The 26,445-nt window shown below is 65.7% G+C and carries 22 protein-coding genes and 1 pseudogene; 10 read left to right on the forward strand and 13 right to left on the reverse strand.

The genetic code is table 11. The features are described 5' to 3' along the window. The first annotated feature begins 6 nt into the window (after positions 1 to 6). The gene (locus Q0J54_RS03015; RefSeq protein ID WP_296303896.1) at positions 7 to 1,050 is read left to right on the forward strand and encodes an NAD-dependent epimerase/dehydratase family protein; all 1,044 of its coding nucleotides are present in this window, start codon (positions 7 to 9) and stop codon (positions 1,048 to 1,050) included. Positions 1,051 to 1,257: 207 nt separating this feature from the next. On the opposite strand, the gene Q0J54_RS03020 is transcribed toward Q0J54_RS03015, so the two are convergent. Both Q0J54_RS03020 and Q0J54_RS03025 read right to left on the reverse strand, forming a co-directional pair. After that, on the reverse strand, positions 1,258 to 3,000 hold the full coding sequence (locus Q0J54_RS03020; RefSeq protein WP_296303897.1) for a YcaO-like family protein: 1,743 nt from the start codon (positions 2,998 to 3,000) through the stop codon (positions 1,258 to 1,260). Next, complete coding sequence (locus Q0J54_RS03025) at positions 2,997 to 3,743, reverse strand: methyltransferase domain-containing protein (protein ID WP_296303898.1); 747 nt, start codon at positions 3,741 to 3,743, stop codon at positions 2,997 to 2,999. The genes Q0J54_RS03020 and Q0J54_RS03025 overlap by 4 nt, the downstream gene beginning before the upstream one ends. A 112-nt stretch (positions 3,744 to 3,855) precedes the next feature. On the opposite strand from Q0J54_RS03025, the gene Q0J54_RS03030 reads away from it, so the two are divergent. Then, positions 3,856 to 4,728, forward strand: a complete 873-nt coding sequence (locus Q0J54_RS03030) for a 50S ribosomal protein L11 methyltransferase (protein WP_296303899.1) — start codon at positions 3,856 to 3,858, stop codon at positions 4,726 to 4,728. Between the two features lie 69 nt (positions 4,729 to 4,797). Next, positions 4,798 to 5,301, forward strand: coding sequence for a thiol peroxidase (tpx, locus tag Q0J54_RS03035; RefSeq protein WP_296303900.1), 504 nt, complete (start codon positions 4,798 to 4,800; stop codon positions 5,299 to 5,301). Positions 5,302 to 5,410: 109 nt separating this feature from the next. Here the strand turns inward: tpx and Q0J54_RS03040 are convergent, their stop codons facing one another. Continuing rightward, positions 5,411 to 5,821 carry a YqaA family protein gene (locus Q0J54_RS03040; RefSeq protein ID WP_346667053.1) on the reverse strand — a complete coding sequence of 137 codons (411 nt, stop codon included), beginning with the start codon at positions 5,819 to 5,821 and terminating at the stop codon, positions 5,411 to 5,413. Positions 5,822 to 6,101: 280 nt separating this feature from the next. Between Q0J54_RS03040 and rbr the strand changes: the two genes are divergently transcribed. Next, positions 6,102 to 6,677 carry a rubrerythrin gene (rbr, locus tag Q0J54_RS03045; protein WP_296303902.1) on the forward strand — a complete coding sequence of 192 codons (576 nt, stop codon included), beginning with the start codon at positions 6,102 to 6,104 and terminating at the stop codon, positions 6,675 to 6,677. A 265-nt stretch (positions 6,678 to 6,942) separates the two neighbouring features. Here the strand turns inward: rbr and Q0J54_RS03050 are convergent, their stop codons facing one another. The 4 genes from Q0J54_RS03050 to Q0J54_RS03065 form a co-directional block, all read right to left on the reverse strand. After that, complete coding sequence (locus tag Q0J54_RS03050; protein ID WP_296303903.1) at positions 6,943 to 7,614, reverse strand: adenylate kinase; 672 nt, start codon at positions 7,612 to 7,614, stop codon at positions 6,943 to 6,945. A 502-nt stretch (positions 7,615 to 8,116) separates the two neighbouring features. Continuing rightward, complete coding sequence (locus Q0J54_RS03055) at positions 8,117 to 9,664, reverse strand: outer membrane homotrimeric porin (protein ID WP_296303904.1); 1,548 nt, start codon at positions 9,662 to 9,664, stop codon at positions 8,117 to 8,119. 150 nt (positions 9,665 to 9,814) lie between these two features. Next, positions 9,815 to 10,483 carry a hypothetical protein gene (locus tag Q0J54_RS03060; RefSeq protein ID WP_296303905.1) on the reverse strand — a complete coding sequence of 223 codons (669 nt, stop codon included), beginning with the start codon at positions 10,481 to 10,483 and terminating at the stop codon, positions 9,815 to 9,817. 531 nt (positions 10,484 to 11,014) lie between these two features. After that, on the reverse strand, positions 11,015 to 14,287 hold the full coding sequence (locus tag Q0J54_RS03065) for an AsmA-like C-terminal region-containing protein (protein ID WP_296303906.1): 3,273 nt from the start codon (positions 14,285 to 14,287) through the stop codon (positions 11,015 to 11,017). 124 nt (positions 14,288 to 14,411) lie between these two features. On the opposite strand from Q0J54_RS03065, the gene Q0J54_RS03070 reads away from it, so the two are divergent. Continuing rightward, positions 14,412 to 15,449, forward strand: a complete 1,038-nt coding sequence (locus tag Q0J54_RS03070; protein WP_296303908.1) for a glycosyltransferase — start codon at positions 14,412 to 14,414, stop codon at positions 15,447 to 15,449. A 180-nt stretch (positions 15,450 to 15,629) separates the two neighbouring features. Here Q0J54_RS03070 and Q0J54_RS03075 read toward each other — a convergent pair whose 3' ends face one another. Then, positions 15,630 to 15,968: a hypothetical protein gene (locus Q0J54_RS03075; RefSeq protein WP_296303909.1), complete on the reverse strand. Its 339-nt coding sequence runs from the start codon at positions 15,966 to 15,968 to the stop codon at positions 15,630 to 15,632. A 111-nt stretch (positions 15,969 to 16,079) separates the two neighbouring features. Between Q0J54_RS03075 and Q0J54_RS03080 the strand changes: the two genes are divergently transcribed. After that, positions 16,080 to 17,417 carry a radical SAM protein gene (locus Q0J54_RS03080; RefSeq protein WP_296303911.1) on the forward strand — a complete coding sequence of 446 codons (1,338 nt, stop codon included), beginning with the start codon at positions 16,080 to 16,082 and terminating at the stop codon, positions 17,415 to 17,417. 349 nt (positions 17,418 to 17,766) lie between these two features. Here Q0J54_RS03080 and Q0J54_RS03085 read toward each other — a convergent pair whose 3' ends face one another. Next, positions 17,767 to 18,306 carry an NADPH-dependent FMN reductase gene (locus Q0J54_RS03085; RefSeq protein WP_296303912.1) on the reverse strand — a complete coding sequence of 180 codons (540 nt, stop codon included), beginning with the start codon at positions 18,304 to 18,306 and terminating at the stop codon, positions 17,767 to 17,769. Positions 18,307 to 18,723: 417 nt separating this feature from the next. Here Q0J54_RS03085 and Q0J54_RS03090 point away from each other — a divergent pair, with 417 nt between their 5' ends. After that, positions 18,724 to 19,170 (forward strand): flavodoxin, encoded by a 447-nt coding sequence (locus Q0J54_RS03090; RefSeq protein WP_296303913.1) that lies wholly within the window; start codon positions 18,724 to 18,726, stop codon positions 19,168 to 19,170. Positions 19,171 to 19,405: 235 nt separating this feature from the next. After that, a complete protein-coding gene (locus Q0J54_RS03095) occupies positions 19,406 to 19,948 on the forward strand; it encodes a helix-turn-helix domain-containing protein (protein WP_296303914.1) in 543 nt (180 codons plus the stop codon). A 436-nt stretch (positions 19,949 to 20,384) separates the two neighbouring features. Here Q0J54_RS03095 and Q0J54_RS03100 read toward each other — a convergent pair whose 3' ends face one another. From Q0J54_RS03100 to mqnE, 3 genes are read right to left on the reverse strand one after another with little or no spacing between them, the layout of a single operon-like run. After that, a complete protein-coding gene (locus Q0J54_RS03100; protein ID WP_296303916.1) occupies positions 20,385 to 21,215 on the reverse strand; it encodes a menaquinone biosynthetic enzyme MqnA/MqnD family protein in 831 nt (276 codons plus the stop codon). Beyond that, a complete protein-coding gene (mqnC, locus tag Q0J54_RS03105; RefSeq protein ID WP_296303917.1) occupies positions 21,212 to 22,345 on the reverse strand; it encodes a cyclic dehypoxanthinyl futalosine synthase in 1,134 nt (377 codons plus the stop codon). The genes Q0J54_RS03100 and mqnC overlap by 4 nt, the downstream gene beginning before the upstream one ends. Continuing rightward, entirely contained in the window at positions 22,342 to 23,487 is a 1,146-nt protein-coding gene (mqnE, locus tag Q0J54_RS03110; protein WP_296303918.1) for an aminofutalosine synthase MqnE, read from the reverse strand. The genes mqnC and mqnE overlap by 4 nt, the downstream gene beginning before the upstream one ends. Before the next feature lie 134 nt (positions 23,488 to 23,621). On the opposite strand from mqnE, the gene Q0J54_RS03115 reads away from it, so the two are divergent. Both Q0J54_RS03115 and Q0J54_RS03120 read left to right on the forward strand, forming a co-directional pair. Next, positions 23,622 to 24,470 carry a 1,4-dihydroxy-6-naphthoate synthase gene (locus Q0J54_RS03115; RefSeq protein WP_366141627.1) on the forward strand — a complete coding sequence of 283 codons (849 nt, stop codon included), beginning with the start codon at positions 23,622 to 23,624 and terminating at the stop codon, positions 24,468 to 24,470. A 93-nt stretch (positions 24,471 to 24,563) separates the two neighbouring features. Next, on the forward strand, positions 24,564 to 25,991 hold the full coding sequence (locus tag Q0J54_RS03120) for an MATE family efflux transporter (RefSeq protein WP_296303919.1): 1,428 nt from the start codon (positions 24,564 to 24,566) through the stop codon (positions 25,989 to 25,991). A 331-nt stretch (positions 25,992 to 26,322) separates the two neighbouring features. Here Q0J54_RS03120 and Q0J54_RS03125 read toward each other — a convergent pair. Then, positions 26,323 to 26,445 (reverse strand): annotated as a pseudogene (locus Q0J54_RS03125) (IS5/IS1182 family transposase); the annotation flags it as partial.

Below are 26,445 nucleotides of genomic sequence, written 5' to 3' on the forward strand. Positions count from 1 at the left end.
GTTCACATGGCGACATCTTTTCAAAATATGCGTATCCTTATCGTCGGCGGCGCGGGCTTCGTCGGTAGCAATCTGACCCTGCGGCTGCTGCGGGAATCTCCGGCGGAGATCATCGTCGTGGACAATCTGCTGTCGTCCGACGCGGCCAACGTCCCGGCGCATCCTGCCGTGCGGTTCGTATACGGATCCATCACCGATCCTGAGATCCTTTACGGACTGAAGGATGATATCGATTTTGTCTTCCACCTTGCCTGCTATCATGGCAATCAGTCCTCCATCGCCAACCCGCTGGAGGACCATGCCAACAACGCTTACCCCAACCTGGTGCTGTTCAACAGGCTCGCGGGCTTTGCCAACTTGAAAAAGGTCGTTTATTCCGCCGCGGGGTGCGCGGTCGCCGAAAAGACGTTTGGTGAGGCGCATGCGACGTCTGAAGATGCGCCGGTATCCCTTTTTCACGACAGCCCCTACTCCATATCCAAGCTTATCGGGGAACTGTACGGCAACTACTTCTTTCTTCACAACCGCCTCCCCATCGTCAAGGCACGCTTTCAGAATGTCTATGGCCCGCGCGAGATCCTCGGTGCCGGACGATGGAGGGGGACCGTGCATACCGTGTGGCGCAATGTAACGCCTACATTCATCTGGAAAGCCCTGCATCAGGAAGCGCTGCCGCTGGATAACGGCGGCAACGCCAGCCGTGATTTCATCTTTGTCGAAGACATCGTCGAAGGGCTGATAGCCTGTGCGCTGCGGGGGACGCCGGGCGAGGCGTATAACCTGGCATCAGGGGTGGAAACGAGCATCCGCGAGCTTGCGGAAACCATCAATCGTCTGACGGGCAACACCACGCCGCCGGATCTGCGCAAGCCCCGTGACTGGGATCGATCCGGCAAACGCTTCGGCAGTACCGAAAAGTCTGAACGGGAGATCGGCTTCAAAGCCCGCGTCGATCTGGCGAGCGGCCTTGAGCGTACCATCGCCTGGACGAAGGAACACCGCGAGCTCATAGAGCGCTGCATGCATCAGCATGATCCCTTCATGCGATGACTTTCCGTATCCCGCGGAGCAGGAGGTCGCGCGGGCGGCCTCCTGCTGAGGAGACTCGCGGATGTCCGTTCCCGAGTCGGCGGGCTTGTCCAGTCGGTAAGGGGGTGTCGTGCGCGACAGGTCATGGCTGTCGCCCGCTATGGCAGGCAGGCCACGAGCAGCCGGACAGCAGTCCCCGGGATGTCCGGCCATGCGCCAGGAGCGCTTCTAGTCTTCCTCGTCGTTCCCCAGCAGTTCGTCCAGATGCCGCCGCGCGAAGTCCAGCGAATCATCCAGTTCCAGCGCGGCTTCCAGATAATGGCGCGCCTCGTCCCGCTGGCCGAGGAGCTTGCAGCAGATGCCGAGGTTGGCCATGTCCATGACCGAGCCCTTGTCCACGCGCAACACGGCCCGGAAGGCCTCGGCGGCCTCGGCATAGCGGCCTGTGCGGAAGTTGGCCACCCCCAGCAGGTTGCCGTATTCCTTCATGTCCGGGCAGAGGGCGCAGGCCGCGGCCAGCGGCGCGCGGGCGGCATCCCAGTCGCCGCGGAGGGTGGCGGCGTACCCGGCATAGAAGTGGGCGAGCGCCGTGGCGTCGGCGTCCGGCTGGCAGGCAGCGGCCTTGGTGAAGCACTGGCGGGCTTCCGCGTGCCTGTCGGCGCGCAGGGCCAGCATCCCCCGGAAAAAGGGCAGGAAGTGCGCCCCGGGATAGTGGCGCTCCAGCACCTCCAGCCCGGCGAGGGCTTCCGCCTCCTCGGCCTCTTCGGCCAGTTTGCGGCCCACAAAGAGGCCGAGGCTCTGGTTGCGGTCGCGCTCGCGGAAGGCGAGCCCGGGAGCCATGCTGTAATGCGCCGGGATGCCCAGAGCGGGGTGGCTCACGTCCACGGCATAGACAGTGACGGACGCCAGGCCGCGGATGGCGGCCAGCAGCTCGTCGCGGATGTCGGGCGCTTCCACGCCGGGCAGGCTGTCCAGCGGGACGACAGGGCCTTCCAGCAGCCAGTCGATGTCTTCCAGCCGCTCGAACTTGCTCAGGCCCGAGGCCTCGTAACAGGCATTGGTGCAGAAATCTCCCGCCAGCTGCGCCACTTCGGTCACGGCGCGGATGGCCGCCTTGGCCGGACTGGACGCCGTCCCGGCGGTGAAGACGATCTCCGAACGGTCGGGGAAGGTCGCCGGGTCCCAGGCCAGCGCGGCCACGGTGGGCAGGGGCATGCCCAGCGAGAAGTCCTTGAGCACGAGCCGGATGCCCTGCGCCGCGAAGCGGCGGCAAAGGTCGACCAGCACCGGATCGCCCAGCGAGTCTGGATCGATGGTGGGCGTGGTGGGGCGTTCGCGGTCGATGCGGCAGCAGACGTGGCGTTCCACCAGTTCGCTCAGGCCTTGCAGCAGGGATTCTTCCGCGCTGTTGCCGGCCGAGGTCCCGTTGAATTCGCCCAGCAGCTTGAACCAGTCCAGCGGCGTCCAGACCGTCTTGCCGTCCACCAGCCGCGTGGCCGGATAAAAGGCCCAGCGCACGGTGGAGAGCACCTCCCGGGCGGCCTCGGGCGCGAGCGTGTCCTCCACGGAACGCAGGATCTCTTCCACCGGCATGAGCTCGCCGCCGAAGCGCTGTTCCGCCTCCTGCCAGCTTGCCGTCACCATGTGGGGCCTGGCCTCCCAGAAGCTGAAGAAGGCATAACGCTCCATGAGTTCCATGAGCGCCGAGGCCTGCGCCTGTTCGGCGGAAGAGCCCTTGCCCATCTGCTTGCGGGTGGGCATGATGCGGCGGGCATCCCGGCCGCAGACGCTCAGGTAGACCGGTATGCCGAGCCGTCCCGTGTCCACGCGGCGGGTCTCGGTCAGCACGTCCAGCCCGGAATCGGCCAGGGCCTGCCGGACGCGCTCGATGGTTTGCCGGGGGCTGACGCACTTGTCCAGATCGCGGGTATAGGCCTTGGGGCAGGGGCGGAGTTCAATGGGCGTGTTCATGCGCGCTCCACCACCAGCAGGGAATAGGCCCGGCGCTGTTCCTTGCCGTCCGCGTCATGGCTGGTCAGGCCGATGCGGCGTTCGTCCACGCGAAAACTCCTGGCGGCCAGTTTGGCGAAATGCGGCTTGGCGCGCGCCAGATCCGTGGCGAAGAGCGCCTTGCCGCCCGGGGCCAGATGCCGGCCGAGGAATTTGAGGAGCGGCCGGTGCAGCTCATCCAGATAGAGGATCTCCGAGGCGGCCACAAGGTCGAAGCCTTCCGCGAAGCGCGGGTCCGTGCCGGGGCGGGTCACATCCAGATGGGCGACGCTGACGCTGTTTTCGAGGCCGTTGCGCAGCACGTTGGCTTCGGCGAACAGCAGGGCGTCGGGCACGATGTCGGTGCAGATGATGCGGGCAAAGCCGTAGTGGGCCGCCACGAGGCTCAGGGTTCCGCAGCCCGCGCCCAGTTCCAGCAGGCGTTTGCCCTGCGGCGCGAAATGCCGCAGATAGCGCCCCAGCACGAAGGAGGCGGGCCAGACTTTTGCCCAGAGCGGCAGGTCCTTCAGCGGGTTGCGAATGGCCTTGCGGGCCAGCATGCCGTCCAGATAGGCCTGCATGTTGCGGATGGACAGGACCTCGAGCGTCAGGTCGTCAATGACCAGCGGCTCGAAGTCCACGTCGAAGGTGGTGCGGATCCTGGCAAGCAGGTCGTCCAGCGCGGGTGCGGGCCCGGCGGACGGCGGGGTGGCGGTCTGAGGCATGCTGACTCCCTTGATATGGTTCACAGACGTCTTATCCGCATTCCGGGCGCAAGGCAAGGCGGGCTCCCCGCGCCGCCTTGACAGGAAACGGGCCCCGGTCTAAGCAGGGAGCATGAACACGAAACTGTATCGACTTGAAGTGACCGCGCCGGAAGAGGACTACGATCGGCTTTCCGGCCTGCTTACGCTGGAAGTGGCCTTCGGCTGGGAGGAGGAAAGCCTTCCCTCCGGGGAAACGCGCTTTCGCATCCATTGCGAGCAGGAGGATTTCCTCCAGGCCCTGCTGGAGCGCATCCGGGAAGCGATCCCCCAGGCCGTCGGCGTCTGCGGGTCCATAGAGAACAAGGACTGGCTCGGGGCCTGGCGGGAATTCTTCACGCCCGTCCCCTGCGGGACGCGTTTCGTCGTGCTGCCGCCGTGGCTGGCGGAGCGGGCCGCCACGGACTTTCCCGGTCGCACGCCCATCGTGATCGAACCCAAGAGCGCCTTCGGCACCGGGCATCACGCCACCACGGCTCTGTGCCTGCGGGTGATCAGCGACCTGCTGGATGAGGGGCGGCTTGCCGCCGGGCAGCGCTTCCTTGACCTCGGTACGGGGACCGGCGTGCTGGGCATCGGCTGCTGTCTGTTCGGCCTGCGCGGCCGGGGTCTGGACATCGACCCGCTGGCCGTGGACAACGCGCTGGAGAATCGTGCGCTCAACGGCATCGAGCCCGCGACCTTCACGCTGGCCCAGGGCAGCATCGACGCCGTGCGGGAACAGTATGACGTGGTGCTGGCCAATATCCTTGCCCGTCCGCTGACGGAGATGGCCCCGGACATCGTGGGGGCCTGCGCGCCGGGCGGCTGCCTCGTGCTCTCCGGCCTGCTGGAGATCCAGGCCGACGGCGTGGAGCGGGCCTATCAGGCCTGCGGCCTGCCGGCGGCGCGTCGCCTGATCGACGGGGAGTGGTGCGCCCTCATCTGGGAGCACGTCACCTGCTAACAGGAAGCATTCTTGACAACCGTCCTGTCCTGCCATATGCTTAGCAAAAAATTTTTGGGAGAATGAGCAATGAATACCGTTACCTTTCAGGGAAATCTCCTGCATCTGGAAGGCAGTCTGCCTGCCGTGGGCCAGAAAGCCCCCGATTTTGTGCTGGCGGCCAATGATCTCAGCCCCCGCAGCCTGAAGGACTATGCCGGCAAGGTGCTCGTGCTGGTGTGCGTGCCGTCGCTGGATACGCCGGTGTGCGATATGGAAGTGCGCCGCTTCAATCAGGAAGCCGCCGCCCTGTCCGACAAGGTGCGGATCGTGGCCGCGAGCTGCGACCTGCCCTTCGCGCAGGCCCGCTGGTGCGGCGCTGCCGGCGTGACCGCCGTGGAAAGCGCTTCGGATTACAAGGACGTGAGCCTCGGCCGCAATTACGGCGTGCTCATCCAGGAACTGCGCCTGCTGGCGCGGGCCGTCTTCGTCATTGCCCCGGACGGCACGCTGGCCTACAGCCAGCTTGTGCCGGAAGTGACCCACGAACCGGATTACGCGGCCGTGCTCGAGGCCATCAAAAAGCTGGCCTAGCACCCGCCAGCCGCTGACAGAGATCGGGCGTCGTCTCCACGGGAGGCGGCGCCCGTTGTTTTTTGCGGCGTCCGTCGGCAGGCGCAAAGCTCTCGGCCGTTGCTGCCGGCTACAGGACGAGCCAGGCGATCACAAGGTAGCGGCCCAGTTTGGCCAGTGCGACCAGCAGGAGGAAGGGGGCAAGCGGTTCGCGCAGCAGTCCGGCCGCCAGCGTCAGCGGATCGCCGATGACGGGGGCCCAGCTCAGCAGCAGCGACCAGCGTCCGTAGCGATGATACCAGCGCTCGGCCTTGCGGAGCGCATCCCCCTTGAGGGGGAACCAGCGCCGCCGGCCCAGCCTGTGCGCCCAGCGGCCCAGCAGCCAGTTCACCAGCGAGCCCAGCGTATTGCCCAGTGTGGCAACCCCGATGAGCAGGGCGGGAGAGCCCGTGCCGCTGGTCAGCAGACCTGCCAGCGCCAGTTCCGACTGGGCGGGAAACAGGGTCGCGGCCAGGAAGGAGGAAAGGAACAGGCCGATCATGGCCCAGCAGGTGCTCATAGTCCCTCGGCGGTTATGGAGAGAGCGCGGCGCGCACAGCGGGATACGGTCGCCACGCGCGGCGGCCCGTTGCCGTGGCCGTGGCCCGGGCAGCGTAGCGCCTCGCGCCCGCCGCGTAAAGCGCCTCCCCCTGTCGGAGCGTGCGGGGCGGACGGAAAACGCTTGACGCCTTTATTGAGAATAGGTACTAATATTTTCAGCGAGCGCCACGGGCGCAGCGCACACCACCGACACCATCCACGGATACCGCAGGAGGAAGCGCATGAAATCTCTGAAAGGCACCCAGACTGAAAAAAATATCCTCACCGCCTTTGCCGGTGAATCCCAGGCCCGCAACCGCTATGACTTCTTTGCCGGCGCGGCCAGGAAGGACGGCTATGTCCTCGTGAGCGACATTTTCACGGAGACCGCTCTCCAGGAAAAGGAGCACGCCAAGCGCCTGTTCAAGTTCCTTGAAGGGGGCGAAGTGGAGATCGCGGCGGCCTTCCCGGCCGGCATCATCGCGGACAGCCACACCAACCTCATCTTTTCGGCGGCCGGGGAAAACCACGAACATACGGAAATGTATCCCTCCTTTGCCGCCACGGCGGAGAAGGAAGGCTTTGCCGAGATCGCGGCCGTCATGCGCAATATCGCCGTGGCGGAAGCCTACCACGAGCGCCGTTTCCTTGCGCTGGCCCGGGACATCAAGGAAGGGCGTATGTTCCTGCGCGACAAGCCGGTCATCTGGCGCTGCCGCAACTGCGGGTGTCTGGTGGAAGGGGAGCATGCGCCGGAAATGTGTCCGGCCTGCGCGCATCCCAGGGCCCACTTTGAGGAGCTCAACTACAGCTTTTAGCGCGGCGGCGCGCTGATGGCGCACACGCCCCGCTGATGCCGGAAGTTCCCCCCGTCCGGCAGTCCGCATCTCTCCCCTGCGGACGACAACGCACGCCACTCCTTATGCTGCCCCCGGTGAGGACGGATTCCGCCCGCGCCGGGGGCGTCCTGCGTCCGTGGCGACACCTGCGCCGGGCCGGCAGGGCGCACGACAGGCGGGTAAATAAAACGCGGCGGGACCGGAGGACGGTCTCGTCGCGTGCGGGAGCAGCGGAGGAACGGGCCTATTTCAGGCGGGAGAGCAGGGACTCCTTGATGGCATCGATGCTGCCCGAGCCGTCCAGTTCGATATAGGTCGTCAGGCCCTGGTCGGCCAGCTTCTTGAAATAATGGGCCGCGGCCAGCGTGCCGTCCACGTCGTTGTAATAGATGTCGTGGCGTTTGTTGATGGCGGCCTCATCCTGATCGTCGCCGCGGACGGTCAGCTCGCCGCCGCAGACGCGGCAGACGTCCCCGTTGGGCTTGATGGCGTCAATAAAGATGTTGTTGGGGTGGTTGTTGTTGTTCTTGCAGAGGCGGCGGCCCATGATGCGGTTCTTTGCCGTTTCGCGGTTCAGCTGGATCTCGATGACGTAGTCCAGCGTGAGGCCTTCCTTTTGCAGGGCTTCCCAGAGTTTTTCGGCCTGGACCATGTTGCGGGGGAAGCCGTCCAGCAGCCAGCCGTCCTTGCCGCGCGTCTTGAGGGTGTCCAGCACCATGGGGATGGTGATGTCGTCCGGCACAAGGTCGCCGCGGTCGATATAGGCCTTGGCTTTCTTGCCCAGCTCGGTGCCGCCGCCGATGTGCTCGCGGAAAATGGCCCCGGATTCGATGTGGGCAAGATGATATTTCTGCTTCACAAGGTCGCCCTGCGTGCCCTTGCCGCTGCCGTTGGGGCCGAAAATAAGAATGTTCATCATATCCTCCTTGCGGCGCGACATGCGCGCGGTTGATGTAGGCTGCCTCCCGGAGTACCGCGTGCGGCACGGCCTGTCAACGTCCGGGACGTACGGCCGGGATCGAGCGGAAAACGGCGCTTTTTCCGCAAACGACAGGCCGTATGGTTCGCAGCGCTTCGCGTTCCAGACGGAAGATGCCCAAGAGTCGGCCGCCGTTCCGTGCCAGAATGACACTCGGCCTCACCCGCCGCCAGCGCCCGCACTCCCCGAGGTGCGCCCCGCGCAAGCAAAAGGGCGGGCCGCGCACACGCGCTGACCCGCCCAGACAGCTACCCGCCCTCATGCCGGCGGTCGATGCGCGTTGCCGCGCCTGGAGCGATCCCACAGTGAGGATGTGGATCGCTCAGGTAGTCGCGAGAGCGACTACCCACAACCGAACCTGCGGAAAAACCACGTTTTTTCCGCAGGGTGCGGGCAGGGTCCGCATTGAGATCGGACACGACCCCAAGGCGGAGCCGCTCTAGAAGCTGTACACCAGAGCCACGTTGGCTTTCCAGGCATCCTGTTTGCTGAAGGCCACGCCGGAAGCGCGCGTCCAGCTGCGGTTCCAGGTGTCGCGATCCATCATGTTGACGATGTAGCCAAGTTCCAGACCGGCCGTCAGGTTTTCGTAGATCTTGTACTTGGTCTGGAGGTTGAATTCCAGCAGGCCGTCGTTGGTGGTCAGGTACGGGCCGTCTATGTTGCTCTGGGGGTTGGTCCAGTCAAGCGGGGTGCTCGCGTATTTGACCATGGAGGGGCTGTTGGTGCCGCCGCGATAGGCCACGCGGAAGGTGTGGGTCAGATCTTCCAGGAAGCTCATGTTCTTGAGGTGGAAACCGATGCCCCATGTGCCGGCGTAGGAGAGGGCCATATCCCATGTCCCCGCCGTGCCGTCATAGAACGTGGCATCGCCGAGCATGCTCGTGAACATGGCGAAGGGCGACAAGGTGGGCATGCGCTCGGAACCGTTCTTCAGGTTGCCGTCGTCGCCGGAGCCGTACCAGCCGAAGATGCCGGGAGTACCCCAGTCAAGCTTGTATTCCACAAGAGCCTTGAGGATGAAGCCCTGACGCTCGGTGGACGCGCGCTCGGCATTGGCCACGCCGCGTTTGCTGATGCCGTAGCGGCCCATGGCTTCCACCCAGCCGTAGTTCATGTCCACTTCGATGTTCCAGGGGTCGAGAGCCGTGATCTTGATGGGGAGGCCGGCCCAGAACATGCCGCCGTACGTCTTGCCGGTGTGCTCGCGGGCGAAGGCGGAGTTGCTGTGCCCGAAGGGGTCAGTCCCCAGCGGGTAGAAGGCGTTGATGTCCTTCCACCAGGAGGTCACGCCGGCGGCGTTGTCATCATTGCGCCAGGAGTTCTTGCCCTGCATGCCGTACATGGCCCAGGGCGTAAGTTTCACGCCGTCGAACTCCAACGGCAGGGAGAGGAAGAAGAGGTCGATATTGTCGAGATAGTTGGCCTGATAGTTGTCCTGGCCGTTGTTGAGCCAGCCGGTGAAGTTGTCGTTGCTGGGCCGCATCCACATGGCGGTGAGGCCCACGTTCTCGTTGAACCTGTAGTTGGCGGTGACGGCGGCCACGTCGGCGTTGTCCATGACCATGCCGCCGCCCGCCGCGCTGGGCAGCCAGGTGTTCTGCAGGCCCATGCGGAAGCGCAGATCGGTATTGGGGACGACCCAGTCAAGATAGGCGTTGCGTACCTTCACCGTCGTGCCGTCGCCGCCGAGCGCCATGCCGGCGCTGTTCTGGCCGTAGTTGGCATGGCCGATCTCAAACCAGAACGACCCGGACAGACTTTCCGAAACGATGAAGTCTATCTGCTGCCGGATGCGCTGGCGTCCGTTGAAGGTGTCGCTGCTGTTTTTTCCGCCCTGGGAATTTTTCATGGAAAGATAGCGGTTGTTGACCCCATAACCGAACTGCCACGCTCCCTTGGTCTTGATCTCGACGGCGGAAGTGTTGGCGGACCAGCCCAGCAGCATCGCGGCTGCCAGCGCGAGGACAGTAAGCCGTTTTTTCATGATGAACCCTCTCTTTGGTATGCGGCACGGTCAGGTTGGGACCGTGTCACGACGTCCTCCCCGGCTCGCCGCCGGCGGCGAAACACGTCGATACCCTTTCCCTGCCTGTTTCAACACGGGAGCATGGCTCCCTTTTCCTTCCGTCACGCTTCATGCGATGCCGGGCGGTCGTGACGCCCCGGCCGGCGGCGGCGTCCCACCCAACAGCCGCGCTGCGCGCCGCTGCCCCCTTTGGATGGTCGCCGCCCGCGCCGATGTCCCTGAGGAGCATCGGCGCGGCGCGGTCATCTTTTGCATTGTTCCCGCCGGCATGGCCCCGTCAGGCGGTGAGGCCATGCCGGCATATCCACACTTCTGACGTTCCGTTGCCGTGGGCAGGTCTTCCCACAGGACCGCGGCGACGTTCTCTTCGGGGGCGTGCCTGGTCAGCAGGCTGCCGCCGAAAAGACCGATGGCGCAGAAGATGAAGCCGAAGAACGTCTGGTCAAAGGATATGCCCAGATACGGCCAGACCAGGGTGGACACCAGCCCAAGCAGCATGCCGGACATGGCCCCGGTCTTGGTGACGCCGCGCCAGAGCATGGTCGCCAGGAAGGGCAGCACGATGGTGGTGGCCGTCAGGCGCAGGGCCCACTGATAGATGGCGATGATGCCGGTGAAGTTGAAGGCCACGATCAGGGCCCCAAGCGCGATGATAAGCACGGTCAGGCGGGACCAGAACATGAGCTGCTTGTTGTTCGCCTTCGGGTTGATGAGCTGACGGTAGAAGTCGTGCGTCAGGTTGGAGGCTGTCAAGGCTGGAAAGGTGAAAGGAGCCATGAAGGCGGGGAGGTATCGTTGCGGGAAAGAGAGCGGACAGAAAAGGGAACTCTTCCCGCTCCTTTCCAAAAGGGAGGATCGCTTCGATGTGCCGGAAGGCCCAAGGCGAAAGGCTGGATCGTGTCGTCTGGGGAACACTGCGTCTGGAGGCATGTTTTCCCTGCCTGTTTCAGTAGATAATGTTTGCTCTCTACACGCATGTGAATTTATTTTCAAGTGTTTTTGTTGCCAAAAGGCAAAAGGATTCCGTTTGTCCGTCAGGTATTTCAAACATAATTTTTTATTAAAAAATTGTCTCAATAGTTGGTTCAATTGGGCAAGACGACGGCCGTCAGGATACGGCAAACGAAGTTTGCTGATTGGTAAAAAAAGAACAAGCAACGTGTGTTTTTTACATGGGGTTGGAGCATTTTGTCTTGTCCACAGGCAAAACGTGCCATCAGTCGTGGCGATGCGGGAGCCTTTCGACCATCGGCAGCGGAGCGCGGGGGCCCCCTTCCCCCAACCAGGCGACGAAGAGTGTTGACAGACCTAACGGAACAGGCCCAGCGCGCCGTCCAGCAGGCCGCCCACCAGCCCGGTGATGCCCTGCGCTATGCCGCTGAGGGCATAGAGCAGCACCGTGCCCGCGCTGATGCTCGTCTTGACGTCGTGCAGGCTGCCGTACACGCGCACAGGGATGTTGTTCATGGTCGGGGTATCCACGCGCAGGGAGCAGTCCAGCGTTTCCTCCACCAGATTGATCCAGCCGCCGCCTGTGACGTTCATGTCCGCGCTGCGCAGGGAAAGGTCGCTGCTGCGGGCCACTCCCTGCCGGAGATCGCCCGAGGCGCTGAGCCGGGAAAAGCGGGTGGGCGAGCCCTTTTCGCGGCCGTGCTTGTCCAGCGGCTGATGCGTCCCCTCACTGACGAGCAGTTTCCAGTTTCCGCTGATGGCGGCGGGCATTTGACCCGGGCCGTTGAGGGCGGCGGTGGCGTCGACTTCCACCGAGGCCCTGCCGGAGACGCGCGCTTCGCCGCCGCGTGCCGCACTGGCCTGGGCAAGGTCAAAGGCGCTGACGGAAAGACGGTTCGCCACCCGCATGCCGCGATCGAACTGGACGTGGCCGGTGTTGCGCAAAAGCGCCCCGTACAGATTGGCCCGCAGATCATAGTCCAGCCGGCCCCCGGCGAGCGTGAGCGGCAGGCGGACATCCGTCAGCGTGAGCTTCCAGCTGCGCACCTGCGCCGCATGCAGCGTCCCGTCCAGCGAAAAGGCTTGCAGAAAACGCAGATCCCAGGGCTTGCCTGCCGGGGGGCGGGCCGGTGGCGGGATGGGCCGTCCGGCGGCCCTGGCGGCCCGGATCTGTTCCTCCCGGCGGGCATCGGCGGCGGCCGCCTCGGGATCGAGGGCGCGCCGCAGGACATCGATGTCCAGCGAGGGCGTCGACAGGGCAAGGCGGATATGGGGAGCCGCCTGAAAGCTGACGCTCGCCTCTCCCCGGATGTCGGTCTCCAGCAGGCGGGTGGAAAGATCCTTCAGGGCAAGACGGCGGGAGGCGTACTCCCAGTCCGCGTGGAGGCGCAGGCCGCGCAGGGCCGGCGGCAGCTTGGGCGCGGATCCGCGGACAAGGGAAAGCGTGCGGGCAAGATCGTCGCTGCGGAGCGTGCCGCTGCCCGCAAGGTTCAGCCCGTTCCCGCCGGCAAGCGTCAGGCTGCCGGCATAATGCGCGCCCAGCGCGCCGGCATCGGCCTGTTGCAGACTGAGCCGCGGCGGTGAGGCCTGGGCGGTGAGCCGGCCGATCAGCTCCAGGTCGATCCCCTGCGGCAGTCCCGGGAATCCCCTGTCCGTCGTGAGGTGCAGCCGGGCGTCGGCGTCTTCCAGCGCCACATGGCTGCTGCCGCCGAGCCAGAGCGTGCCGTCCAGACGGCTGTCGGCCAGCAGCTTTTTGCCGTCCAGCGTCAGCCGCCAGGCCCCGGAAAGGCCGACGCGCCCCTGTTTCCAGCGTCCCTGCCGCAGATCCAGGGTGAGGCCCAGTCGGGCATATTCCAGCGGCAGAGCCGATGCGGGCAGGCTGCCGTTGTCGGCCCGGACGACGGCCTTGCCGGACAGACTGGCCAGAAAGGCGGGGATGCTGCCGCCCGTGCTGCGCAACGTCGCGTCCGCCTGGAGACGTCCCCCGCGCAGGGGGAGGGCGGGCAGATGTTCGCCAAGGGCCGAGGTCCTGATGTTTTTGAGGCCGGCGGCAATATCGAATTCCGGCTTGTCCGGGCCGCCGCCGACGGTGGCCTGCGCCGTGAGCGTGCCGTCATACAGGGTGGCGCGCACATCGAGCAGGGCGCGCCCCAGGCCGGTGGAGGCCGGCTTGCCGGGACTGATGACCACACGGGCATCCTGCATGTGCAGCGGACCATACCGGAGCCGCCGGGCGGAAAGGCGAATGTCGTAGCCGAGGTCGTCCGTGGCGGACGGGGGCTCCGCTTCCTTCGCGGCGGCCCCGCGCTCCCGCTGCGCGAGCTGATCCCAGCTTTCCGGGCGGGGATCGAAGCTGGTCAGGGGCGCGTAGGGGAAGGCGGGCTGCCGCGGACGCCGGCCCACGGCTTCAGGGATGGCCAGACCAAGATCGACCTGCTGTGCCGCCAGCTCCAGCGTCACCACAGGCTTGTCCCAGCGAGGGACGCCGCCCGTGCCGCTGAAGCGGCTGCCGGAACAGCTGGCGCTGATGGCCGGCACGCGCAGCCCCTGGCTGTCCAGCTCAAAATCCGCGCTCACTAGGGTGATGTTGTCCAGCGCGAGCTGAAGGCCGGGCACAAGGTCCCGGGCAAAACCGAGCCACTGGGTCAGGCTCAGGCGCTGCATGCGCAGATGGCCGCGCAGTTGCGGGCGTCCGCTGCCGGGCAGCAGCAGCGTGCCGTCCAGGCGGCCGCTGTCCGCATCCAGCGTAAAGCGCAGATCCTCCAGTTCGGCGCGGGGAGCGCCCGGCTCCGCCTGGCGGACCGTCCCTTCCAGGGAGAAGGGGATGGGCTGTCCGCTTTGCGTCAGCGCGCCGTCAAGGCGGCCGTCGATGGTCCAGAGGTCGTCGCCGCCCTTCCAGCGCAGATCGGCGCGCAGATCGCGCAGCCAGTCCCCGTAGCGCAGCTGCCCCCGCAGGCGCAGGCGGGAGCCTTCCGCCTGCGGAGCGGACAGACGTCCGCCGCCTTCCAGCCGGGCATGGCGCGACGCGAGCAGGACGGCATTGCGCTCGGCCACACGCAACAGGGACCAGTGGGCCTCCCCGTCCAGACGGTCATGCGGCCCGGCATCGAGATCCAGCCCCAGATCGTCCAGCACGAGGCGGCTGCCGTCCGCCGCGCTGACGTCGATTTGCCCCTGTTGCACTTCCAGCCGCAGGCTCCCCGGCAGAGAGGGAAGGGCGAGCGCCGCGGACGCGCCGGCGTCCGCGGCCGGCAGCCGGGTCAGGCTTGCCAGCGGCAGCCGGCCGGTCAGCACGGGGCGCAGCAGCTGGACATGAGCGGGCCACACCCGGCCGCGCAGCAGCTGCCAGAAGCTGGGACGCAGTGAGGCATAGGCCACGGAAAGCCGCAGGTCGCCGCTGCGGATGCGGATGTCGCCGATGAAGACCGACGGCACGGGCAGCAGGACGACGTCCACCGAGGCCGCTTCGGCGGCAAGCCCGGTGGCGGCGGTGAAGGTCTCCAGCACATGGGCGGTGAGTTCCCGGGAATGTTGTTTCAGCAGATAGACGCCCCCTGCCAGACTCACGAAGACAAGGAGGAGGACGGCCACCATGACGCGGGCCACGAGGCGCAATCGACGGCTGGGCATGAGGGATTCCGGGGCTTGGCTTGACGCTGCCGGGCGTCCGGCGCTACGGTGGATAAGTATTTCATGTTTTCCGCACGTTGGCAATGCGTGCCGGAGCGGGACGGAAAGGACGGGCCGGGGGAGCATGCGTCGAATATTCTGGATAGGCAGTCCGTTTTTCTGGCAGAGCCTGCGGGAAACCGGCTGGGAAGAGGTGGCCTTCTGCAATTTTGAGGAGCCCCGCGTGCTCGGCTGGCGGGATGTGGTGCGGCAGGCGGGCTTCGTGCCGGATGTGGTGGTGGTGGCGGACAAGAGCCGCCCCCCCTTCGTGCTGGGCGTGGAGGACTTCCCCTGTCTGACGGTCTTTTACAGCGTGGATTCCCACATCCACAGCTGGCAGCCGTGGTACGCGCAGGCTTTCGACGCCTGCCTCGTCTCCCTGAGGGATCATCTGCCGCGCTTTGCCGGGGACTTTCTGCCGGCGGAGCGCATCTGGTGGTCGCCCGCCTTCGCCTGGGACGATGACCGGCCGGATGCGACGGCTGAGCGGTGCTGGGATGCCCTGTTCGTGGGCACGGTGTCGGACAACACCCCCCGGCGTGCCGCCTTCCTGCGGGCGCTCGGGGAGCGTTTCCCCGCGCTGCACGTCACCCGGGGCGCGTACCGCCGGTTGTATCCGCAGGCGCGGGTGGTGCTCAATCAGTGCGAGCACGGCGATCTGAATTTTCGCGTCTTCGAGGCGCTCGGCTGCGGCAGTTGCCTGCTGACGCCGCGCATCGGCCACGGCCTCACGGAACTTTTCGTCGAAGGCGAGGAGATCGCCTGTTATGCGCCGCACGATGCCGATGATGCCGCCGCACGACTGCGGGCACTGCTTGCCGCGCCTGAACGCATGGAAGCGCTGCGGCGTGCCGGGCTGGCCGCCGTGGACGCGCGCCACCGGGCCGTCCACCGGGCGCGCGCCTTCACCGAACATCTGCGGGCCTTTTTGGAAGAGGAGCGGCGCAGCCTCGTGGCGCGCCGCCGTCAGCGGGCCGCCGCCATCCGTCAGCAGGCATTGCGTCTGCCCTGTCTGCTCTGGGCGGAGGATCTGAGCGCCTCGCCGGATCCGGCCGTGCGCGCTCTGCGGGCCGCCTATCTGGAGGAGGCGCGCCAGGGCTATGGCGGACAAAGCGGGGCATGACGTCCGGCGTGAGGCCGGAGACGGGAAAGCGGACGCGACGCCGTGACGGCTGAACCGGACACGATGCGGCAAAGGCCGGCGATGCGGGCGCGATGCGCCCTGCTCGCGACGGACAGCGTGCGCGGCGTATGCGGGATGGGGGCGGCCCCCTGCGGGACGGGCGTTTCGTGCGGGCGCGGCCTACGCGCGGGGCGGCAGCGGATCGTCCATATGCAGCTCCAGCGCCGGATCGGCGGCGGGCTTGCTCGGCGGCGCGGCGGGCTCGTCAAAGCTCAGGTGCAGCAACGGGTCGTGCTGGGGGATGCTCTCTTCCGCCTGCGGGCTGTCCAGGCCCAGCGGCGAGACCGTGCCGCGCACCGTATTTTCCAGACGGGATTCCAGGGCGCGCAGCAGCAACCGCGTCTGTGCGTGTTCCTCGCGCAGGGTCTGGCACATTTTTTCCTGATTGCGGAGCATGAAATACAGCATGCCCAGCATGCCGAGGAAGCAGAGAAAGATAAAGATCATCAGGGAAAGCATGGCGGCCTCTGTGCACGGGATTACGCGCGCTCGTGCCGCGGGAAGGAGGCGCGGCGGGCGCGTCGCTCCGTCAACTATATACTTTCAGCCCCTACGGGGCAAGGATGTTTTATGCATATCCAGCCGAAGATGGTGATGGCCGACGCCCAGGGCAACATTTACGACGACCCCGATCTGCTCATGGTCTGCCGCCGGGGCGCACAGTGGGGCCTGCCCCGGCCCGACGAACTCATGCCCCTGCCGGATGAGAGCGAACTCTTTCTCCTGCCGGGGCGCAAGGCCGTCGGCCTTGATCCCGAATCCGGCGAGATCGTCCCCTGTGACGACCTTGCCGTGGCCGCCTTCGCCGCGCCGGCGCACACGCTGTCCGCGCATCCGGCCTATGTGGCGCAGGAGGACGCGCCCCTGCTGCCGCTCTTCGCTTACGGGGCCGTGGGCTTTGCCAACGGGCGATTCTACATCTGCGCCAAACGGGTGGACGAGGACAGGCGGCAGCAGTTCCGCTGCGTGGCCCGGGGACGCATCGAGCGCAACGTGCGCGACATCTCCCGGCGTTTCCCCAAAAACCGGCTGGTACAGCACATCCTGCAAAACTGCGTCATGCGCTATGACTGCCCGGCGGCCCGCAACTTCGCCCTCGGCCGCTTTGAAGCCCCCCTGCCCACCTCCCGCGCCTGCAATGCCCGCTGTGTGGGCTGCATCTCCGAACAGGAAAAGGATTCGCCCGTGGCCGTGACCCCGCAGTGTCGCCTTGCCTTCATCCCCACGGCGGCGGAAGTGGTGGAGGTCATGCGCTTTCACGAAAGCCGGGAGACCGAATGCCCCGTCTATTCCTTCGGGCAGGGCTGCGAGGGCGATCCTCTTATGAATCCCGACCTGCTGGAAGAGAGCGTCCGTCTTTTCCGGGAACAGGGCGGCCGGGGGACCGTGAACTGCAACACCAACGCCTCCCGGCCGGATGCCGTGGAACGGCTGGCCCTGGCCGGCCTGAGCAGCATCCGCGTCAGTCTCAACAGCGCCCGGCCCGCGCTCTATGAACGTTACTACCGGCCGCACGGCTACAGCTTCGACCATGTGCGTGGCTCCATCGAGACCGCACGCCGTCACGGGCTCTGGGTGTCGCTCAACCTGCTCTACTTCCCCGGCATCACCGATTGCGAAGAGGAACTCGCCGCCCTGACCGAGCTGGTGACCCGCTGCGGCGTGAGCATGATCCAGTGGCGGAATCTCAATATCGACCCGGAATGGTATCTGCGCCTCATGGATGGCCTCACCGAAAGCCCCAGCATGGGCCTTGCCGCCTTTATGAAGCGTCTGCGCCGCGCCTGCCCCTGGCTGCGCTTCGGCTATTTCAATCCCTATGTGGGCGACCGCGCCGAGCTGGAAGCCCCCCTCCCCGGCGAGCGGGAAGTAGCCATCCCGCGCATCGACACGGAGGATGAGGCGTAGGGCGGATGCCGTAAGCGGGGAAAAGGGAGAGGCTCTGGGGCGCTGGCGCTTCCAACGATCCGACTGACTACGCAATATGGCAATGCGCCCCGCCCATGCCGCCGTTCGATGCCCATCCGGGCCCGGCCCTGCCGGAGCTTGCCCGGGTAGTGAACGGGCGCAGGAAAAAAAGAACCCCGCCTCCTGCCGTGGCAGGAAGCGGGGCCGTCAGGGCGCGGTTTGCGCTCCCAGTCTCACAGGATCGCCTCAGGTCCAGGCATTTCGACCCCGTATCAGTCCGCTTCCGGTACGGGACCAGCCGCACTCTGACGCCGGACGCCAGAAGCACGACGCCTGCGGAAAATGTCGATCAGCAGCGCTGCACAAGGTTTTCCATCAGTTCGGCTATGGAGTTGCGAAGAGCGCTCCCTTCAGAGGTGTCGGCAACATCGCCTCTCGCATCAAACGCAGGAGAAAACGCATTTGAAAATATCTCCGGCTTGTTCAGGACGCGCAGGTCAAGATAGACGCACACCTGACGCAAATGATACTGGGCACGAGCCGTTCCCATCCCGCCTCCCGCTCCCATGATCGCCGCCGGTTTTCCTGAAAAAATCTCTCTGGGTTCCCGTGACATCCAGTCAAGGGCGTTCTTGAGGGCCGGCGCTATGGAATAGTTATACTCGGGAACGGCCATGACAAGGCCGCTTGCCGTTTTGATCCTGTCGATGAAGGTTTCAATGCACTCCGGTTTTTTGAGCTCTTCCGAATAAAAGGGAAAAGAGGATATGTCAAAAATTTCGAGCGATGCGCCAGCGGGCATGACCTGTTGCGCGCATCTGAGCAGTCCTCTGTTGCGCGAATTCGTGCGCAGGCTCCCACAGATTCCCAGAAGATTTGTTGTACCCATATATCCTCCTTTTCAACTGCAGCATGGAGTCGCACCGGGCTCCCGCGGCCGGAACCGTTTCAGACCGCGGCCCGTAAGCTGGGGAAAGATCACTGTCCCAATACTCGATTGTGAGCCAAATGCCGCGGCTTGGCAAGCCCGCCGGGTTCGCTCCCGGGCGGCAGGTCCCGTGGACATGGCACGGAGGGGGGCGCAGCCCTGCGGCTGGCGGCGGGCGGCGCGCGGCAGCGGGGGAGGGGCCAGGCTTTCCCGCTGGTCATGGTGCGGAAATGTGCCGAAAGGGCTTGACGTGCGCGCGGACTTTCTGTAGTTCAAATTGAAAATGAATTTCCATTTCTAAAAAACCATCAAAGAGACGGGCGGCGAAACATGGCACGCCCGCAACGACCACACGGCCGGCGGCCGAAAGGAGATCGCATGAGCAAGGTTCTTATCGTCTATGGTTCCAGCACCGGCAACACGGAAAGCATTGCGCAGAAGTTGCGCGACATCCTGGCCGGAGCCGGGCAGGAAGTGGATATACGCAATGCGGCGGAGGTATCCGCGCCCGGGCTGGCGGACGGTTTTGATGCCGTGTTGCTGGGATGCAGCGCCTGGGGCATGGAGGAACTGGAACTCCAGGATGATTTTGCGCCGCTGTTCGAGGAGATGGGCAGCATGGGCCTTGCCGGCAAGAAACTGGCGGCCTTTGCCTCGGGCGACAGCGGCTACGAGCATTTTTGCGGCGCTGTCCCGGCCATTGAGGCGCGTGGTCGCGAGCTGGGGGCGATCATCATGGCTGAAGGCCTCAAGGTGGAAGGCGATGCCTCGGCCGCGCCGGAGGATATTCAGGACTTTGCCGGAGCGGTGCTGAAGCAGCTCTAGCCCGGCGGCGTTGCCCGGCCCGGGGCCGGGCGGCGTGAGTGCCGCTGCGGGATCGTCGTTGCGGGCGGTCCCGCAGTTTTTTGGCCGGGCCGGCCTGGTTGGAGCGGGTGTCCGCTTGCCCGTCACATAAAGGACGGGTAGGCTGTGCACACGGCCTGGCCCTGCAGGCATCAGCGGGCGGAAACGTCCTCCGGGCGATCCTGAGGGCTGGCAAGCGCGAAGGAGGGAGGGACGCATGAGTACCACGCTGGCGCAACGCTTGCGCCTGCTGCGCGGCGAAGTGCCGCAGGCGGAATTTGCCGCCCGGGTGGGCATCCATAAAAGTTCGTGGGGACGCTATGAACGGGGAGTGGGGGAACCGACGGGCTCGGATCTGGCGCGCATATGCGCTGTTTGCGGCGTGACGCCTCTGTGGCTGCTGTGCGGCGAAGGGGCCATGCGGGCGGCGGAAGGCGCGACCGCAGTGGAGGCGGCGGAGCCGCTTCAGTCCGACGACGCGCCGCCACCGGTGGGAGAAAGCTGTCCGGTCCCCGATGTCCCGGTGCGTATGCCGCCGGCTTTCGCCCCTGCGGAGGAGGCGCCGGCGTCCGTGTGCCGGCAGTGTCGCTGGCTGGAGGAGCGTCTTGAAGATGCTGACCGGGAACGGCGAGAGCTCGCGCAGGAGAACCGTCAGCTTTGGCGGGAGAATGGCGAATTGCGCGAGCGCATTGCCCGGCTGGAGGAGCGCAGTCGTCATGGTCTGTCGGGAATGGGGGAGACGCTGACCAGCGCGCCATGAGTCGGCGGGGCGGCCGACATGTGCGGACATCCCGCTCCGGCAAGCCCGACGCCGCCCCGGGGCAGCCATCCCCGCCGGAATCGAACTGGCGACACACGCTTTTGCCTCTTTCTGCCGTATGGCGGGCCCATTTCCTGAAACGCTGGCGCGCCTCGGCATTTGCTCCCCGAAGAGCGACAGATCCTCCTCACATGGGCATGGCCCGGGATGAGAGCAGCGAGGCGACCGGAAAACTCCCGTCCGCCAGCCTCCCGCTGCATCCCGTATTTTTTTGTCATGCCGCCGGGGGACCATCGGCCGGGGGACGGCCTGCCGGGGAACGTCACGCTGGCATCCTCCCCGGGAGAGTTTTTTGCGGGATGGATGGGGGGTGTGGGGGGAAGGAAGGGGGGCTTTTTTGCAAAAAAGCCCCCCTTCCTTCCCCCCGCGTACGCGCTTACGCAAAAAAGCGCAGGTCGGGACAGGCGGGGATCATGCCGGCTTCGGCCAGTTTGCCGTAAAAGAGGCGAAGTCCCTGCTGTTCGCGTTCGCCCAGCGAATAGGTGAGCCCCTGCTGGTAGTAGAAGGCCAGTTCGTCGCGGCTGAGCGGGCAGCCGTGGGCCGTCAGATCGAGGATGACGTCCATGTGGGCAAGGCCCCAGTCCCGTCCTTGCCGCAGCAGCGCGCCGGGGTCGTCGGGCAGCAGGCCGGATTCCACGGCCTCCCGGCTGATGACCCAGAGGCCGAAGATGAAGGGCAGGCCCGTCCATTCCCGCCAGGCGTCGGCCATGTCCACCCGATAGGGGTAGTCCGGGTGGTTGCGCAGGCGCAGGGCTTCGTCGCCGATGGCCAGAAAGGCCACGGGCGGCGTGCCGTGGCGCAGGGCCGAGGTCACGGAGCCGGTGGCGTATGTGACGTCCAGCCCGTAGCGGTCGCGCATGAGCAGGCGCAGCAGGGCCACGGAGGTATGGGTCTCGCCGCTGATGAGGATGGTCTGTCCGCCGAGCTGTTCCACGGGCACGCGGGAGAGCAGCAGGACGCTCATCACCGAACCGTGGGAACCGATGGAAAGATCATCGACCAGGTAATACCGTTCCGGGCGGCGGGCGTATTCAAAGCAGGAGCAGGAAGAGACCTGTAGTTCTCCCCGGCCCATCATGTCGTTGAGCAGGGCGGGCGGCCCGGCCACCAGCTCGTAATCGTGCGGGATGATGCCCGCTTCCAGCGGATGATAGATGGGCAGCACGTTAAGGTAGCTGATGCGGCCCATGCGCAGGGGGGCGGTCATGCGTCCTCCTCCGGCTGCGGATCCACGGGCGTATAGTCCATGAGGCGCTGTACGGGCGTGAAGCCCGCCGCGCGGATGATCTTGTGGATCTCCCTGCGGGTCAGGTGATGGGACACGCCCGCCGCGGCCACCACGTTCTCTTCGATCATAAGGGAGCCGAAGTCGTTGGCCCCGTAAAAGAGCGCGAGCTGGGCCACCTGCGGTCCCATGGTCACCCACGAGGACTGGATGTTGGGCACGTTGTCCAGCACCAGGCGGGAGACGGCGAGCAGGCGCAGATAGGCGGGCGCGGGCAGGGTGGAGCAGGGGATGCGGGTATGCGCGGGCTGGAAGGTCCAGGGGATGAAGGCCGTGAAGCCGTGGGTGCGGTCCTGCACTTCCCGCACGGCAAAGAGGTGGTCCAGCCGGTGGCGGGGTTCCTCCTCATGGCCGAACATCATGGTGGCGGTGGTCTTCATGCCCAGTTTGTGGGCCTCCTCCATGACCGCCAGCCATTCCTCGGCCGTGCACTTGTTGGGCGAGACGCGGGCGCGGACCTCGGTACTGAGGATCTCCGCGCCGCCGCCGGGCACGGAGTGCAGGCCCGCTTCCTTCAGGCGGCGCAGCACCTCGGGCACGGGAAGGCCGAACCGCCGCGACCAGAAGAAGATCTCCGGCGGCGAAAAGGCATGGATGTGCAGGCCTGGCCAGCGGTCGCGCATCCAGCGCAGCAGATCTTCATACCATTCCAGCGGCAGGTCGGGATGATGGCCGCCCTGGAGGAGGATTTGTGTGCCGCCCAGCCGCAGGGTCTCGTCGATCTTCCGCGCCATGTCTTCGCGGCTGATGACGTAGCCTTCCGCGTCGCCCGGCGCGCGGAAAAAGGCGCAGAAGCGGCAGGCGCAGACGCAGATATTGGAATAATTGATGTTCCTGTCCCCCACATAGGTAACGACGGGCTCGGGATGCAGGCGCAGGCGCATGGCGTGGGCCAGCGCGGCCAGCGTATGCAGTGAGGCCCCGTAGTAGAGGGCGTCGGCGGCGGCGCGGTCCAACCGCTGTCCGGCGCGAGCCAGAGCGGCGGCCTCCCGCACGGCGGGTTTTTCGTCAAAGGGGCTGTGGGCCGGGGCAAAGGATGCGGTGCTGGTCATGGACGGGCCTCCGGGGTCGGTGCGGCGGTGGGGATCTCCGTGAAGGTGGCGTTGCGGCGCACGGGCCGGAAGCCGGATTGCCGGATCATGTCCTCCAGTTCGCGGATGGTCATGCCCTGCGCGGAGGTGGCCCCGGCCATGTGGCCGATGCGTTCTTCAATGATGGTGCCGTCCAGATCGTCCGCGCCATACCAGAGGGCCGTTTGCGCCTGCTTGACGCCCAGCATGATCCAGTAGGCCTTGATGTGCGGGATGTTGTCCAGCAGCAGGCGGGCCACGGCCACGGTGCGCAGTTCGTCAAGGCCGCGCTGCGGGCCGAGTTTTTCTTCCGGCAGAGCCAGGCGGCTGTTGCGGGTCAGGAAGGGGAGCGGGATGAAGCAGGTGAAGCCGCCGCTTTTGTCCTGCTGTTCGCGCAGGCGGCAGAGATGGTCCACGCGCATGGCGGGCGTTTCCAGATGCCCGAAGAGCATGGTGCAATTGGTCAGGATGCCCAGCTCGTGGGCCTCGCCGGCAATGCGCAGCCACTCCGCCGAGGTCGCCTTGTGCGGGCAGAGGCGGGCGCGCAGCTCCTCGTCGAAGATCTCCGCGCCGCCGCCGGGCATCATCACCAGCCCGGCCGCCTTGAGGCGGGTCAGCACTTCACGGGTGCTGATGCCTTCGAGCCGGGCGAAGTGCGCGATCTCCACCGGGGTAAAGGCCTTGATGGGCAGGGTGGGGTCGAGCTCCCGCGCCGCGCGCAGCACGTCTTCGAACCAGGCGAGCGGCAGGTCCGGGTGACAGCCGCCCACGATGTGCAGTTCATCCAGGTGCAGGGGCGTGGCGTCGGCGGCGCGCAGGCGGGCGAGGATCTCTTCTTTGCTCAGGCGGAAGGCCCCTTCCTGCTCCTCGTTGTCCCGGCGGAAGGCGCAGAAGGTGCAGCCGTTGACGCAGACATTGGTATAGTTTATCTGCCTGTTGACCACATAAAAGGCGGCGTCGCCGTGCAGGCGGCAGCGGACGTGATGGGCCAGCGCCCCCACGGCGGTAATGTCGGGACAGGCGAACAGCGCCAGTCCCTCCTCATGGCTCAGGCGTTCCCCGGCCAGCACCTTGTCCCGGATGGACGAAAGGCCCAGCGCGGCATAATATGCGGCGTCCAACATGGATAATCCTTTGCGGGAGTCAGGGGAGAGCCCCCGGCTTGACGGTTGAATCCTGATAGGCTACGCCCCCGGTCGGCGGCTGTCAAACCGCTGTTTGCCGCCGCCGTTCCCCACATATCCAAGGAGGTCGTGCCATGTGCGAGATGCCGGCAAGTCTGACGCTGGGGCTTTCCCCCTGCCCCAATGATACCTTTATCTTCCATGCCCTGCTGCATGGCCTCGTGGCCGCTCCCTGCCGTTTTTCGCCGCACATGGCCGATGTGGAGGAACTGAACGGCCTCGCCCTGCGCGGGGAACTGCCCATCACCAAGGTATCCGCGGGCGTGCTGCCCAGGATCATGGACGGATACGTCATCCTGTCCGCCGGGGGCGCGCTGGGCTGGGGCTGCGGACCGCTGGTGGTGGCCCGTGAGCCGCTCTCGCCCGAACAGTGCCGCACGGCGCGGGTGGCCATCCCCGGCCGCATGACCACCGCCGCCCGCCTGCTGGACATGACCGGCCGTTTTGCCGGCCCGCGCGAGGAGATGCTCTTCAGCGACGTCATGGACGCCGTGTCGCAGGGACGGGTCGAGGCGGGCGTCATCATCCATGAGGGGCGCTTCACCTACGCCGAACATGGGCTCGCCAGGCTGCTGGATCTTGGCCAGTGGTGGGAGGAAAGCTTCCATGCGCCGCTGCCGCTGGGCGTCATCGTGGCCCGGCGGGACCTGCCGCTGCCGTTGCTGCGGGCCGTGCAGGCCGCCATAGCCGCCAGCCTCGACCATGCCCTGGCGCATCCGCAGGACAGCGCGGACTACATCCGCGCCCATGCGCAGGAGCTTTCCGATGCGGTGACGCAAGCCCATATCCGTACCTTTGTGACCGATTTCAGCCGGGATCTGGGCGAACGGGGGCGGGAGGCCGTACAGCGGCTGGTGGAAAGCGCCGCCGCCGAAAGCGGCCTGCCCCTGCCGGCGGCCGGCCTGTTCGTGCCGGGAGCCTGAGCGGACTGCCGCCGGACCGCGGCTGCCCCCTGAACGCCCCGCGGCCGCCAAAAGGCGCGCCGTCTGAACGCATCCTTTCCCACAGGACACTGTATGTTTCGGGATATTTTTTCGCCCGCCGAAGCGCGGCAGTTCGTCAGGCTCGGCCTGCCCGTCCTCATTGCCCAGACGACGCAGATGGGCATGAACTTCGTGGATACGGCCATGTCCGGCCAGTACGGGAGAACGGACATGGCCGCCGTGGCCGTGGCTGGCTCCATCTGGGCGCCGGTCTCCCTGCTGGGCGTGGGCTGCCTGCTGGCCCTGCCGCCCATGACCGCGCAGCGCGTGGGCGCGGGCAAACGGGAAGAGGCCGCCCATCTGCTGCGGCAGGGCATCTGGCTGACGCTCATGCTCGGCCTGCTGCTCATGGTCGTTTTTTCCGTCATCTCGAACCATCTGACTCTGTTCGGAGTGGACGAGCGTATGGCGGAGCTCGCGGGCGGCTATCTGCGGGCCATGATCTGGGGGCTGCCCGGCCTCATGCTCTTCATCAATATCCGCAGCTTTCTCGAGGGCTTCTCGCGCACACGACCGGCCATGATCGTGGGCATCCTCGGCCTGTCGCTCAATGTGCCGGTCAACTATATCTTCATCTACGGCAAGTTCGGTCTGCCGCAGCTGGGCGGCGTGGGCTGCGGCGTGGCAACGGCCATCTGCTTCTGGTTCATGGCCCTCTGCATGCTCCTCTATGTGCGCCGCGACAGCCAGTACCGGCATCTGCGCCCGCTTTTCCTGCCGCTGTTCCGGCCCGGCCTTGCCCACGACGCGAACGGCAAGCCCTTCCCCCGCTTTGACAGAGCGCTTGTGCTGCGTATCCTGCGCATCGGCTTCCCGGGGGCTCTGGCCGTCTGCTTCGAGGTCTCGCTCTTTGCTCTGACGGCCATCCTGCTGGCCCCCCTGGGGGAGATCGTGGTCAGCGGCCATCAGATCGCCATGAACTATTCCGCCATGATTTTCATGCTGCCCCTTTCGCTCAACATCACGGTCACTATCCGCGTGGGGCACTTCCTCGGCGCGGGGCGCATCTGGCGGGCGCGTGTGGCCGCCCGTACGGCACTCTGCCTCGGCATGGGCTGCTCGCTGGTCGCCGCCGCCCTTACCCTGCTGTTTCGGGAGCAGATCATCGCCATCTATATCAATGATGCGCAGGTGGCGGCCCTCACCATGCATCTGCTGCTCTTCACGGCGGCCTATCAATTCGTGGATGCCGTGCAGACCATCGGCATAGGCATCCTGCGCGGTTACAACGATACGCGTATCATCTCCATCGTCTGCCTGGTCTCCTACTGGGGCATAGGCCTGCCCGTGGGCTATACGCTCGCCCGCACGGACTGGTTGACCACCGCCCCCCTGGGCGCGCAGGGCTTCTGGACAGCCTACCTGCTCGCCCTTGGCTTCAGCGCGCTCTGCTACAGCCTGCGCCTGCGCCACCTGCACCGCCTCGACGCCGAGACCATCGCCCGCAAGATCCATCGTTAGCGGCAGGTGGCAAGGCTTTTGCGCGGGGGGAAGGAAGGGGGCTTTTTTGCAAAAAAGCCCCCTTCCTTCCCCCCACACCCCCCATCCATCCCGCAAAAAACTCTCCCGGGGAGGATGCCAGCGTGACGTTCCCCGGCAGGCCGTCCCCCGGCCGATGGTCCCCCGGCAGCATGACGAAAAAGCAGGGAAAGGGCCGACGCCGCCATCCCGCGCAAATAAAAAATTTCGTCTCCTGCCACGTTGGAACTCATCACAGGGCATACGTCATCTTCTTTTGCGTTTCTCCCTGCGCTGACCGTCAGTCCTTGCTGTGATTCACTAGATAGTGTCGTCAAATTATGTTTGCCCACAAAGATATGCACCTGATTTGAACGGCGGCAAGAAAAGAGGAGCATCTTTTGGCATACCGTGTGGCAATTCCCCGCCAGCGTTTTAGATGGAGAAAAGCATTCTC

It is taken from the genome of uncultured Desulfovibrio sp., from assembly GCF_944324935.1.
GTDB lineage: Bacteria > Desulfobacterota > Desulfovibrionia > Desulfovibrionales > Desulfovibrionaceae > Desulfovibrio.

Excerpts from the sequence above, each read along its gene's own strand:
- Q0J54_RS03015 (WP_296303896.1), top strand. The coding sequence starts at position 7 with ATGGCGACATCTTTTCAAAATATGCGTATCCTTATCGTCGGCGGCGCG.
- Q0J54_RS03020 (WP_296303897.1), bottom strand. The coding sequence starts at position 3,000 with ATGAACACGCCCATTGAACTCCGCCCCTGCCCCAAGGCCTATACCCGC.
- Q0J54_RS03025 (WP_296303898.1), bottom strand. The coding sequence starts at position 3,743 with ATGCCTCAGACCGCCACCCCGCCGTCCGCCGGGCCCGCACCCGCGCTG.
- Q0J54_RS03030 (WP_296303899.1), top strand. The coding sequence starts at position 3,856 with ATGAACACGAAACTGTATCGACTTGAAGTGACCGCGCCGGAAGAGGAC.
- tpx (WP_296303900.1), top strand. The coding sequence starts at position 4,798 with ATGAATACCGTTACCTTTCAGGGAAATCTCCTGCATCTGGAAGGCAGT.
- Q0J54_RS03040 (WP_346667053.1), bottom strand. The coding sequence starts at position 5,821 with ATGATCGGCCTGTTCCTTTCCTCCTTCCTGGCCGCGACCCTGTTTCCC.
- rbr (WP_296303902.1), top strand. The coding sequence starts at position 6,102 with ATGAAATCTCTGAAAGGCACCCAGACTGAAAAAAATATCCTCACCGCC.
- Q0J54_RS03050 (WP_296303903.1), bottom strand. The coding sequence starts at position 7,614 with ATGAACATTCTTATTTTCGGCCCCAACGGCAGCGGCAAGGGCACGCAG.
- Q0J54_RS03055 (WP_296303904.1), bottom strand. The coding sequence starts at position 9,664 with ATGAAAAAACGGCTTACTGTCCTCGCGCTGGCAGCCGCGATGCTGCTG.
- Q0J54_RS03060 (WP_296303905.1), bottom strand. The coding sequence starts at position 10,483 with ATGGCTCCTTTCACCTTTCCAGCCTTGACAGCCTCCAACCTGACGCAC.
- Q0J54_RS03065 (WP_296303906.1), bottom strand. The coding sequence starts at position 14,287 with ATGCCCAGCCGTCGATTGCGCCTCGTGGCCCGCGTCATGGTGGCCGTC.
- Q0J54_RS03070 (WP_296303908.1), top strand. The coding sequence starts at position 14,412 with ATGCGTCGAATATTCTGGATAGGCAGTCCGTTTTTCTGGCAGAGCCTG.
- Q0J54_RS03075 (WP_296303909.1), bottom strand. The coding sequence starts at position 15,968 with ATGCTTTCCCTGATGATCTTTATCTTTCTCTGCTTCCTCGGCATGCTG.
- Q0J54_RS03080 (WP_296303911.1), top strand. The coding sequence starts at position 16,080 with ATGCATATCCAGCCGAAGATGGTGATGGCCGACGCCCAGGGCAACATT.
- Q0J54_RS03085 (WP_296303912.1), bottom strand. The coding sequence starts at position 18,306 with ATGGGTACAACAAATCTTCTGGGAATCTGTGGGAGCCTGCGCACGAAT.
- Q0J54_RS03090 (WP_296303913.1), top strand. The coding sequence starts at position 18,724 with ATGAGCAAGGTTCTTATCGTCTATGGTTCCAGCACCGGCAACACGGAA.
- Q0J54_RS03095 (WP_296303914.1), top strand. The coding sequence starts at position 19,406 with ATGAGTACCACGCTGGCGCAACGCTTGCGCCTGCTGCGCGGCGAAGTG.
- Q0J54_RS03100 (WP_296303916.1), bottom strand. The coding sequence starts at position 21,215 with ATGACCGCCCCCCTGCGCATGGGCCGCATCAGCTACCTTAACGTGCTG.
- mqnC (WP_296303917.1), bottom strand. The coding sequence starts at position 22,345 with ATGACCAGCACCGCATCCTTTGCCCCGGCCCACAGCCCCTTTGACGAA.
- mqnE (WP_296303918.1), bottom strand. The coding sequence starts at position 23,487 with ATGTTGGACGCCGCATATTATGCCGCGCTGGGCCTTTCGTCCATCCGG.
- Q0J54_RS03115 (WP_366141627.1), top strand. The coding sequence starts at position 23,622 with ATGTGCGAGATGCCGGCAAGTCTGACGCTGGGGCTTTCCCCCTGCCCC.
- Q0J54_RS03120 (WP_296303919.1), top strand. The coding sequence starts at position 24,564 with ATGTTTCGGGATATTTTTTCGCCCGCCGAAGCGCGGCAGTTCGTCAGG.